Here is an 11,133-nt window from a genome sequence, read left to right as displayed (position 1 = left end):
GGGATACATTCGCGGCAATTCGATATTTCGTTGAGGAGCGGTGGTGGAGGCAATTGCACAGTGGTTCACGCGTGATCATGTGATGCTGGCTCTGTCCGTGCTGTGGTCGCTGTACGTGGTGGTTGTGGCGGTCTGGATCTTGCTCCAGCGCCGCGCGCCGGTCGCCACACTCAGCTGGCTGCTGTCCATGGCCGTGATTCCTGTGGTCGGGGTCGGGGTCTATTACTTTTTCGGCCCCCAGCGTCTGAAACGCCAGCGCCTCAAGCGCCTGCGCAGTCGCCGCCGCTCCCGCGTGCGTGCCAGCATTGCGCGTCTGAAAGACAAAGTGCCCACGGCGCCTGCCAACCTGCACCAGCTGGTCAAGCTGGTCAGTGCATCCAGTAATCTGCCGCTCAGTACAGCCGACAAGGTGCAGCTGCTGGTGGGCGGCGCAGCAACTTTTGACAGCATCATGGCTGCCGTACGCCAGGCGCAGCACCATGTGCATCTGGAGTACTACATCTTTGAGCCCGATCAGACCGGGCAGGCCCTGCTGGCCCTGCTGTGCACCAAGGCGCGCGAAGGGGTAAGGGTGCGTCTGCTGGTCGATGCACTGGGCTCCAAAAGGCTGAGTCGCAGGCACTACCGAGAGCTGGAAGCCGCAGGTGGTGAAGTGGCACTGTTCCACCCGACCCGGCTGGGGCGGCGCACACGGCCGGTCATCAACTTTCGCACCCACCGCAAGATTGTGGTGGTTGACGGTGACATCGGCTTTACGGGCGGCGTCAACATCACTGACGAAGAAAACCAGCGCATCTTGCCCGAGGCCTATCACGACGTGCATGTGCGCCTGCATGGCCCGGTGGTCAACTGGCTGCAGACCGTGTTTCTCGAGGATTGGGCCTATGCGCTGGACTACAGCACCAACCAGGAACCTACCGATCTGGACGTTTTGCTGCCCGATATGCCGGATGGCGATCAGGCCGTGCAAATCATGGCATCTGGGCCAGATAGCAGTATGGAAGCCATTCACCGCGTGCACGTGGCTGCCATTCATGCCGCGCATGAGCGCCTGTGGCTGACGACGCCTTATTTCGTGCCCACGGAAGCAGCCATGCTGGCGCTGACCAACGCTGCTCTGCGTGGTGTGGATGTGCGGCTGCTGGTGCCGGAAAAATCAGACTCACGCATCGTCACCGCAGCGGCGCGCTCCTACTTTGATGAGCTGATCAAAAGTGGCGTCAAGGTGTTCGAATACCGCAAGAGCATGCTGCACTCCAAGACCATGGTGGTCGATGACTGGATGGGCATCATCGGCACCGCCAATTTTGACAACCGCAGCTTTCGCCTGAACTATGAAGTCTGCGCAGTCATCTATGGCCGTGCTTTTGCCACAGATCTGGAGCAGCAGTTCATGGCAGACCTGCAGCATGCCCACCGTGTCATGTACGCCCGTCCACAGCCTTTCCTGCAACGCCTAGGAGACTCCATTGCGCGGCTGATGTCGCCGCTGCTTTGAGGGGTGTTTCCTTTGTACCCTCACCCTGACCCTCTCCCGCAAGCGGGAGAGGGAAAAAGCATTCCCTCCCCCGCTGGGGGAGGGTGAGGGTGTGGGGCAACCCAATGCATCCCCACTACCTGCCTGACCATCGCCTGTGTGTACTCCCTCTCCCACTTGTGGGAGAGGGCAGGGGTGAGGGTGATTCTTTCCCTCCCCCTTTGGGGGAGGGCTAGGGTGGGGGCCAGCCTGATATTTGCTGCTTCACCTGCTCATATTCAGGGTCATGCCCGGCCCCCATCCCTGCCTTCCCCCAGAGGGGGAAGGAGAGGAAGCCAGAGGGGACGGAACAAAGATGGGCTGGTGGAAGGAGCACCCTCACCCTGACCCTCTCCCGTAAACGGGAGAGGGAAAAGCATTCCCTCCCCCGCTGGGGGAGGGTGAGGGGCAACCCAATGCATCCCCACTACCTGCCTGACCATCGCCTGTGTGTACTCCCTCTCCCACTTGTGGGAGAGGGCAGGGGTGAGGGTGATTCTTTCCCTCCCCCGCTGGGGGAGGGTGAGGGTGGGGGCCAGCCAGGCGTAGCCCACACCACTTGCCCGTGCTTAAGGCCATGCACGGCCCCCATCCCTGCCTTCCCCCAGAGGGGGAAGGGGTGAATGCCCGAGGGAGAAGCAGAAAAAGCTAGCACAAAGCAGGAGGGGAATCCAGTGGGGGAGCAATCCATTTAAGGCGCACTTGGTGAATTCCATGCAAGCTTGCAAACACTTTGTTAACAACCTTGTCTGTGATAGGTTACCAATACATTTTGTGATATGGTGCGAACGCTTTTTTCACAACCTAAAAAAGTTCAGCCAAACGGCTGAACTTTTGTTTTCCATGAATAACCTTCAAAGAGCAGCGGCTGTCTGGAAAGCACTGTTTCTACGAGAGGCATTGGTCAGAATGTTCAGCTCCCGGTTTGCGTGGGGCTGGGTCGTGTTGGAGCCAGTGGTCAATATCCTCTGGCTGGTCTTGATCTTTACCGTCATCCGCGTGCGGCATATCGGTGGCATAGAAACGCCGCTGTGGATTGCCATCGGCATGCTGGTGTTCATGACGTTCAAACGTACGGTGTCTCAAGTCCAGAACGCCGTAGACGCCAACTCTGCATTGTTTGCCTATCGCCAAGTACGCCCGTCTGATGTTGCCTTGGTCCGCGCCGTGCTTGAAGGCGTCACCATGCTCGTCATCAGTACAGCGGTTTTTGCTGTGGGCGGAATTTTTGGCTGGATGGCCTTGCCCGCTGCGCCATTGCTGGTGCTGGAAGCCTTTTTGCTCGCCTGGTTGTGCGGCCTGGGCCTGGGCATGTGCTTTGCCGTACTCATCAAGCTGGTGCCAGAGCTGGAGCGCATTATTGGCTTCATCATGATGCCGCTGATGATGATCTCTGACGTCATCTTCCCTCTGTCTATGGTGCAGCAGCCTTATCTGGACTGGCTGCTTTACAACCCCCTCGCCCACGCCATTGAGGCTGCGCGCCTTGGCTTTGCACCTTACTACCATGCTGTCACCGGGCTAGACGTAGGCTATGCCTATGGCTGTGCACTGGTGTTGAACTTCATGGGCTTGGCCCTGTTTCGCCGCTATACCCAGCGCTTGGTGATGCAATGATTGAAGTGATTGACGTACATAAGCGCTATTTCACCGACCATGGCATGGGCCCCTGGGTGCTTACCGGCGTGAACCTGAATATTCCCACCGGCTGTAGCGTGGGCCTGGTCGGTGGTAACGGGGCTGGTAAATCCACCTTGCTGCGCATTATTGGTGGCGTGGACTATCCCACCAAAGGCGAAGTCATTCGCCACTGCAATGTCTCCTGGCCCATGGGTTTTGGTGGCGGTATTCAGCACAGCCTCACCGGCCGCCAGAACGCCAAGTTTGTGGCGCGCATTCATGGGCTGGAAGATGAGATTCCTCGCATTGTGGAGCAGGTACAGGCCTTTGCCGAAATTGGTGAAGCCTTTGACCGCCCCGTGCGCACTTATTCCTCAGGCATGAAGTCACGCCTGCAGTTTGGCCTGTCACTGGCTTTTGATTTTGATGTGTATATCTCAGACGAAGTGACAGCCACGGGTGATAAGCAATTTCAGCAAAAAGCCGCCAAGGCATTTAAAGACAAAGTGGGCAAAGCCAGCCTGATCATGGTCTCGCACAGCGAAAAAACGCTTAAAGACTTTTGCCAGGCAGGCATCTGGCTGCATAATGGCACAGCGCACTGGTTTGACCAGATTGACGACGCCATCCGCGCCTACCACGACAGCATCTCTCTTTCCCGATCATGACCATTGCCATTGCCTCTCTCACCACGCGCAGCCTGCAGTGGCTACGCAAAAAACCGCTGCGTGCAGTCACGGCCATTGCCTGCGCATGCAGTGCCATTTACTGGCTAGGCATTGCCTCAGACCGCTATGTGTCTGAATCGCGCCTCATCATTCAAAGCACCAATTTGCACAGTGGCAGCCAGATCGACCTGGGCAGCCTGATCTCTGGCGCCTCTGGCGGCAACCGCACCGACCAGCTGCTGCTGCGTGAGCACCTGCGCTCACCCGACATGGCTGAAAAGCTCGACGAGCAACTGCACCTACGCCAGCACTTTGCCGGGCAGGGCGACTGGTTCTCACGCCTGTGGGGTGCAGAAGCCAGCCGTGAAAGCTTTTACAACTACTACCTGCGCCGCGTAGCCGTGGAGTTTGATGAGTTTGCAGGCGTGCTTGTGCTCAAAGCCCAGGCCTATGAGCCTGAGATTGCCCAGCGCATCAACCAGGCCCTGCTTAAAGAGGGTGAGCGCTTTATGAACCAGCTGGCCCATGCCATTGCGCAGGACCAGGTGGACTTTCTCTCGCAGCAAGTGCAGCTGCTGCATGACAAAGTGCAAAGCACCCGGCAGGAGCTGCTGCGCTTTCAGGAAAGCAAGCGCCTGATATCGCCTGAAGCCGCTGCCCAGGTGGTGGCCTCCATCATCGGCAACCTGCAAGGCCAGTTGGCAGACCTGCAAGCCCAGCGCAGTGCCCTGCAGGCTTATCTGGTGGAAGACCACCCCAACATCGTCTTGCTGAACCAGCGCATCAAAGCACTGGAAAAACAGATTGAGCAAGAACAGACCAAGCTGGCCGCCCCCGGTGGCAAAACCTTGAACCGCACGGCAGAAGCCTACGCCCAGCTGGAACTGCAGGCCCAGTTTGCGCTGGATATGTACAAAACCGCCATCACTGCGCTGGAGCAGGGCAGACTGGAAGCCACCCGCACCCTGAAAAAAGTCTCGGTACTGCAGCAGCCCAATCTGCCTCAGGAGGCCACAGAGCCACGCCGCCTGTACACCACCACCGTCTGGGTGGTAGTGATCTTGCTGGTTGCGGGCGTGATCAGCTTGCTGCTGGCCATTGTTCGTGACCACAAAGACTGAGGCGCAGCGTATGACCACTCGCACCATGAACAAGCTGACCAATAAAACTACTTTTTTTGTAGCTGCTAGCGCTGATAAAATCTTGCATTCACATACATTTCACCCGCAAAGCGGCATTGCACCAGTGCAAAGCACTCCTTTTATGCAAGCAGTCAAGCGCTGCACGCAGCGTTGGCACTGGCTGGCCGCTGTTGGCCTTGCCCTTGGTTTGCAAACCGCCCATGCGCAATTGGCTTATGAAGCGCTGATGGGCGGCAGCAATACGGCCCACGCTGCTTCAGCCTCTGCCAGCAGGCAGCAGCCAAGCACCCCTGCAGACCCACAAGCCGCAGCCATGTTGGGCTACCCAGCAATGGCTAACACCACTCCTGCCAGCAAACCCATGCCCCCCAGCGCCTTGCTGACGGAAGACCACCTGCGCAACCAGGCCAGTGATGTATTTGGTGCCCAGCTGTTTACCGGCGCCTTCAGCGCGCCCGGGGCCATGCAGTTCAACCCAGACTACGCCATCGCCATTGGGGACCAGATTCAGGTCCGCCTGTGGGGGGCGTTCAATTTTGAGCAAACACTTACCGTAGACCCGCGTGGCAACATCTTTTTGCCCCACGTAGGCCCCGTGCCGGTGCTGAGCGTGCGCAACCATGAACTGCAAACCGTGGTGCAGACCGCCGTGCGCAAGGCATTCCGCAATAACGTGAGCAGCTACGCCACGCTGGCCGCCGCCCAGCCTGTGCGTGTATTTGTAGGCGGCAATGTCAACCGCCCCGGCCTGTACAACGGCACCAGTATGGACAGCGTGCTCCACTACCTGGACATTGCCGGTGGTGTTGACCCTGAGCGCGGCAGCTACCTGCAGGTGCAGGTCAAGCGCGGTGAGCATGTCAAAGCTACGCTCAACCTGTATGACTTTTTGCTGCAAGGCACCATTCCCATGGTGCAGTTGGCAGATGGTGATGTGATTTTTGTACCCGCCAACGGCAAGCGCATCAGCGTGAAAGGCCTGGTGGTCAACGCCAAGCGCTTTGAATTCAAGGGCGAGCAGCAAACCGTGGCGCAGCTCATGAAGCTGGCCAAGCCCCTGCCACTGGCCACCCACGTGCGCGTGGTGCGCAACACCGGCAGCCTGCGCAATGTGGAGTACTACCCGCTGACAGACGCTGAAGCCATCGCCTTGAGTGATGGTGACGAGCTGGAATTTACCGCTGACAAAAAGCCCGGCACCATCACCGTGCGCGTGGAAGGCGAGCACGACAGCGCCCAGGAATACGTGTTGCCCTATGGCACCCCCATGGGTGAACTGCTGCAGCGCATACAGCCGCGCCAGCACTCAGACATGCAAAGCGTGCAGCTTTTCCGCGAAAGCGTGAAGCAGCGCCAGCGCGAAATGCTGCAAACCAGCCTGCACAACCTGGAAATGAGCCTGCTCACCGCCCGCAGCGGCAGCAGCGAAGAAGCCCGCCTGCGCACCGAAGAGGCAGACCTGGCCCTGCAATGGGTAGAGCGCGCCAAAAAAATTGAGCCCATTGGCCAGGTGCAAATTGCCAAGGCCAGCCAGCTGAACAGCATCTTGCTGGAAAACGGAGACGTCATCCGCATTCCCCGCAAGGACGACATTGTGCTGGTCAGCGGTGAAGTGCTCTTCCCCAACGCCGTGGCCTATGAAAACAACCTGAGCCTGGAAGGCTATATCGACCGCGCCGGTGGTTTTACCCAGATGGCAGACAACGCCCGCGTAGTGGTGGCCCGCCGTGATGGCTCTTTTGAACAGGTCAACCCCAAGCGCCTGTTTGCCAATACCAATATTCAGCCGGGTGACCAGATTCTGGTGCTACCGAAGGTGGATGAGAAAAAGCGCCAGTTCTGGAAAGACATGACGCAAATCCTCTACCAGATCGCCGTCAGCGCCAAGGTGGTCTTTGGCAGTTGGTAAATATGTAAAGCCTTGCCTTCAGTACTAAAAGCAAGGCTTTCGTTTGCCCGGCTTTGAGTGCCACGGTTTTTCTCTTTCAAGCATTTCTCCCGCCCAACCCTATTACAGAGACAAAAATGGAGCGAACCCAACACCCCCTGTCAGTGGGCCAAAAAAAGAACAAAACCCAAGCGCAAGCCAAGCAGGGCGCTGCGCCAACTGGCCCGCACAAAGACCAGCGCAGAAAACGCAGCAAAAAAATGCAACCACAGTCTGCCCAAGCACATGCTCAGGCAGGCATAACGCAACCGCGCACCCATACCGGCTTGCAGCCCATGCCTGCGCAGCAGGCAGCAGCCCCCGCTACGGCATCTACCCCCGTAGCGCAGCAGCCCAGAATGACAATGAGCAAAACTAAAAAAACCGTAAAAAAAGCCGCAGCCAACCACATACTGGTGGTGGCCCACCCCAGCGCACAGGCGCAGCAAGTGTTTGAACTGCTGAAAGCCGCTGGCGTGCAGGAAGCCTTGCCCTCGCGCCGTGAACAGCTTTCTGCCCAGGCACTGACTGAAACATTGCTCAAAGCCCACGGCCTGCAATGGCATGAAGGGCAAGTGCCCACAAACATTGAAAGCGTGGAAGCATCCCCCATGTGGCAAAGCCTGGTGCTGGACCTGGTGCTGGGCAATATGGAGCAGCCCCTGTGGGCCTGGCTAGACCCGCAAGCCGTACACCTGCTGGACTTCTGGCAACAGCAAAGTGAGCACACCGTGTTCATGCTGGTGTATGACGATCTTCACAACATCTACCAGCAATGCCTGCAAAGTGGCACAGATGTATCGCCTGAAAGCATTAACGCCAAAGTGCAAAGCTGGGTTGCCTATAACGAGGCTCTGCTGCAATTCCACCTGCGCAACCCAGAGCGCAGCTTCTTGGTACATGCCAAGCAAGTGGCGCAGTCTGCCCAAAGCTATGTGCAGCAAATTAACCAGCGCGTAGCCGCGCCACTGGAGTTAGCGGCAGGCCAGAGCACCGCATCAGAAGAGCCTGTTGACACAGCAGAACAGCCCATCAGCCAACTGGCCAGCACAGAACTACAAACCCAGCCATCTGCCACCACCCAACCCAGCACAGATGGCTTGGCCAACTGGCTGATTGAACAGCTGGTACACACGCAGGCTGACGCATTGCAGCTGTATGAAGAGATGCAAGCCGCCGCCAACCTGCCATTGACCAACGTCGCCATGTCAGCACCTGCGGCAGATGCTGCTGCATTGCAGCAGGCATGGGTCAGTTTTGCAGCTGCACAGCTGCAACACAGCCGTAACACTCAGCGTGTGGCAGACCTACAGCAGCAACTGCAAACGCTGCAACAACAGCACGCTCAGGAGCAGGCACTGACCGATTCAGAGGCTACCGCCAAACAAGCAGTGCAAGTACAGCTTAAAAACGCAGAAGAAGAAAATGCGCTGCTTCTAGAACAGTTGCACAAAGTGCAAGAAGAGCTGGAAAGCTGCTATCTGCAATCCCAGGAGCAAGCCAAAAAACTGGCTGAGATTCCCAAGCTGCAAGCGGTCTTAAAGTCCGCCCAAGAGCAGGCCTCCAAGCTGCAGCAAGCTGAAGCTGCTGCCCAGAAGCTGCAGGCAGACCTGAAGGCTGCTCAAGAAAAGGCCGCCAAGCTGCAGCAAGCTGAAGCTGCTGCCCAGAAGCTGCAGGCAGACCTGAAGGCTGCTCAAGAAAAGGCTGCCAAGCTGCAGCAAACAGAAGCTGCTGCCCAGAAGCTGCAGGCAGACCTGAAGGCTGCTCAAGAAAAGGCCGCCAAGCTGCAGCAAACAGAAGCACAGCTCAAAAAAGAGTTGCAGCAGGCCGTGGCCAAGTCTGCTTCTGCCGAGCTGCAAGAAGAAAACGAGCTACTTTTAGGCCAACTGCACAAAGTTCAAGAAGAGCTGGAGCGTTATTACCTTGAAAACCATCAGCTCAAAGCCAAGGGCATTGCTGCTCAGTCCAAGGTCTATTACGGTGCTGCAGACAGGGTGAAGCAACAACTTGCTTACCGGCTGGGTGCGACCATGATCAGGCAATCGCGCAGTATTGGCGGTTGGTTGAACATGCCATTTGCCTTGAGTGCCGAGACCAAGCGTTTCAGGCAGGATCAAGCAGCGGGCAAGGACCAGCAACTGCCACCCATTGCCCAATATCAGGATGCGCATGAGGCGGAGTTGATCAAGCAGCACCTTTCCTACCGCTTGGGAGCGCGTCTGTTGACCAATACCAAAACATTGGGTGGCCGGATTTCCCTGCCTTGGAGCTTGTATGCGGAGGTGAAGGCATACAAAAAAGATCGCCAGTCGCACTGAAGCTTTGCATGCACAAATCGCAGCCACTGAGTTTGGCTGAAACGGCAGAATTTTTATGAGTAGCCCAATGAATACCATCATCCCCTGGCTGGAGCATTTGAACGTACTGATGCCCCCCAGAAATATCGCCCTGGTGGGGGCAGGTAACGGCAAGGGCATTTGGGCGCAATGGCTGGTGCATCAAGCCAGCAAGTCCAAGGTGACGTTGATCGAGGCGGAGCCTCTGCAATATTCGATCTTGCAGCGCACCTTGGACTTGTTGGGTGAACGTGCTCAACATTGTGAAATACGCAATACCGTGGTTGCGGCTCAACAGGGCACGGCTTCCTTTTTCGTGACCAACAGTCAGCAGGAAAGTGGTCTGCTGGAGCCTCGATCGCTTTTGAGTCTTTGGCCCAATCTGCAAACGGAAGAGGTCAAAGAGCTGAGTGCCATTACCTTGGACGCCTTGTTTAGCGACCTGAGCGAAGACGCCGAGCAGCCAATGGGTAAAGGACATTGGCTGGTCATTGACTGCCTGCCTGCAGGGGCTCTGTTGCGAGCCTCCAGCAAGCTGGATCTGGTGGATGTAGTCATTGCAAGAGTCTTGCTGGGCGAAATGCACGCAATGCCAGACGGCACAAGTCTTGAAGAGGTGGCAGAGTTTCTTCAACAAAAAGGCATGGTGCAGACTGCAGTCGAAGCCACTCGCCATCCGGGCATTGGGTATGCCTTGTTTGTGCGAGATGCACGGGCGGCCTTGCATGTACATCAAAGCGAGTGCCAAAAGCTGCGTCTCAATGGCGAAGAACAGGCGAAGTTGTTGCAGGAGCTTCAGGCTCAGGCCGGGCAACTGACCCAGACTAAAGCTGCTGCCGAAAAGCGCTCGCAGGAGCTAGCTGAGCAACTGGAGCAACTGGGCCAGGCGCTTGAGAAGCAGAGCAGGCTGGCACAGGAGCGCCTGAGCCAGACGCAGCAACTGGCTCAGGCCAAGCTGATTGTGGAGGCGCAATCTCAGGAGCGAGCCCAGCAGTTGGAGCAGCTTGGCAAGGCACGCGATGAGCAAGCCCAACTGGCGCAGGAGCGCCATGCTCAGATCGAGCAACTGACCCAGGCCAAGACCGCAGCAGAAAAGCAGTCACAGGAGCGAGTGCAACAACTGGAGCAGCTCACCAAAGCACGTGATGAGCAAGCCAAGCTGGCGCAGGAGCGCCAGGTGCAGATCGAGCAACTGAAGGTCGTTTCGACAGCACTTGCTGCTGCCGAAAAGCAGTCACAGGAGCTAGTGCAACAACTGGAGCAACTGACCCAAGCCAAGCTGATTGTGGAGGCGCAATCTCAGGAGCGAGCCCAGCAGCTGGAGCAGCTTGGCAAGGCACGCGATGAGCAAGCCCAACTGGCGCAGGAGCGCCATGCTCAGATCGAGCAACTGACCCAGACCAAGACTGCAGCAGAAAAGCAGTCACAGGAGCGAGCGCAACAACTGGAGCAGCTCACCAAGGCACGTGACGAGCAAGCCAAGCTGGCGCAGGAGCGCCAGGTGCAGATCGAGCAACTGAAGGTCGTTTCGACAGCACTTCAAAAAAATGAAGTTCAGGAGAAACAGTTCAAAGAATTTCAGCAGCAGCTGGAAAGCTCTCTTGGAGAACGGATTGGCAAAGTCCTGGCGGGCCAGATCGATGCCGGTGTCAAGGCTCAGACAGAAGTCTTCTCGAAATTGCTGCAAAGCAATCTGTCTGAAACCAAAGAGGGCTTGCAAAGGGTAGTCAATGCCTCGGAAACAAAAGTCAAGAACGAGTTAGGGAACCTCTGCATAACTCGATTTCAAGCGTGATAGTGCTTGAACGAGTGTGATGTTCCCTTGCCCCTGGCACTCAAGATGCCCGCGTTTCGCGGGCATCTTGCTTTTTATGCACCCACACCAGGCTTGGATTGGCTGTTTTTCAGCAAACGGCCACGGGCC

Annotated in this window: 7 protein-coding genes; all 7 read left to right on the top strand. The window is 57.2% G+C overall.

The features are described from left to right. Positions 1 to 43: 43 nt before the first annotated feature. Positions 44 to 1,498 carry a cardiolipin synthase gene (gene cls, locus F7P80_RS05340; protein ID WP_151043275.1) on the top strand — a complete coding sequence of 485 codons (1,455 nt, stop codon included), beginning with the start codon at positions 44 to 46 and terminating at the stop codon, positions 1,496 to 1,498. 861 nt (positions 1,499 to 2,359) lie between these two features. Continuing rightward, positions 2,360 to 3,133: an ABC transporter permease gene (locus tag F7P80_RS05335; RefSeq protein WP_151043273.1), complete on the top strand. Its 774-nt coding sequence runs from the start codon at positions 2,360 to 2,362 to the stop codon at positions 3,131 to 3,133. Further along, positions 3,130 to 3,804, top strand: a complete 675-nt coding sequence (locus tag F7P80_RS05330; RefSeq protein ID WP_151043271.1) for an ABC transporter ATP-binding protein — start codon at positions 3,130 to 3,132, stop codon at positions 3,802 to 3,804. Before F7P80_RS05335 ends, F7P80_RS05330 begins: the two co-directional genes overlap by 4 nt. Further along, positions 3,801 to 4,925 carry a KpsE/RkpR family capsule polysaccharide export protein gene (locus F7P80_RS05325; protein WP_211371994.1) on the top strand — a complete coding sequence of 375 codons (1,125 nt, stop codon included), beginning with the start codon at positions 3,801 to 3,803 and terminating at the stop codon, positions 4,923 to 4,925. The genes F7P80_RS05330 and F7P80_RS05325 overlap by 4 nt, the downstream gene beginning before the upstream one ends. A gap of 142 nt (positions 4,926 to 5,067) precedes the next feature. Beyond that, positions 5,068 to 6,855: a polysaccharide biosynthesis/export family protein gene (locus F7P80_RS05320; protein WP_249041385.1), complete on the top strand. Its 1,788-nt coding sequence runs from the start codon at positions 5,068 to 5,070 to the stop codon at positions 6,853 to 6,855. A gap of 383 nt (positions 6,856 to 7,238) precedes the next feature. Next, entirely contained in the window at positions 7,239 to 9,191 is a 1,953-nt protein-coding gene (locus tag F7P80_RS05315; RefSeq protein WP_151043269.1) for a coiled-coil domain-containing protein, read from the top strand. Positions 9,192 to 9,258: 67 nt separating this feature from the next. Beyond that, positions 9,259 to 11,004, top strand: coding sequence for a hypothetical protein (locus F7P80_RS05310; protein WP_151043267.1), 1,746 nt, complete (start codon positions 9,259 to 9,261; stop codon positions 11,002 to 11,004). The last annotated feature ends 129 nt before the right edge of the window (positions 11,005 to 11,133 follow it).

Origin of the sequence: Comamonas kerstersii (assembly GCF_008801935.1) — a bacterium.
In the GTDB taxonomy this organism is placed as follows: domain Bacteria; phylum Pseudomonadota; class Gammaproteobacteria; order Burkholderiales; family Burkholderiaceae_C; genus Comamonas; species Comamonas kerstersii.
The sequence above is the reverse complement of the archived record's forward strand: the minus strand, read 5'-3'. Positions and strand labels throughout refer to the sequence as shown.

Bases quoted from the DNA above. Each gene is read 5' to 3' on its own strand.
- F7P80_RS05320 (WP_249041385.1), top strand. From the start codon at position 5,068: ATGCAAGCAGTCAAGCGCTGCACGCAGCGTTGGCACTGGCTGGCCGCT.
- F7P80_RS05310 (WP_151043267.1), top strand. From the start codon at position 9,259: ATGAATACCATCATCCCCTGGCTGGAGCATTTGAACGTACTGATGCCC.
- F7P80_RS05325 (WP_211371994.1), top strand. From the start codon at position 3,801: ATGACCATTGCCATTGCCTCTCTCACCACGCGCAGCCTGCAGTGGCTA.
- F7P80_RS05330 (WP_151043271.1), top strand. From the start codon at position 3,130: ATGATTGAAGTGATTGACGTACATAAGCGCTATTTCACCGACCATGGC.
- F7P80_RS05315 (WP_151043269.1), top strand. From the start codon at position 7,239: ATGAGCAAAACTAAAAAAACCGTAAAAAAAGCCGCAGCCAACCACATA.
- F7P80_RS05335 (WP_151043273.1), top strand. From the start codon at position 2,360: ATGAATAACCTTCAAAGAGCAGCGGCTGTCTGGAAAGCACTGTTTCTA.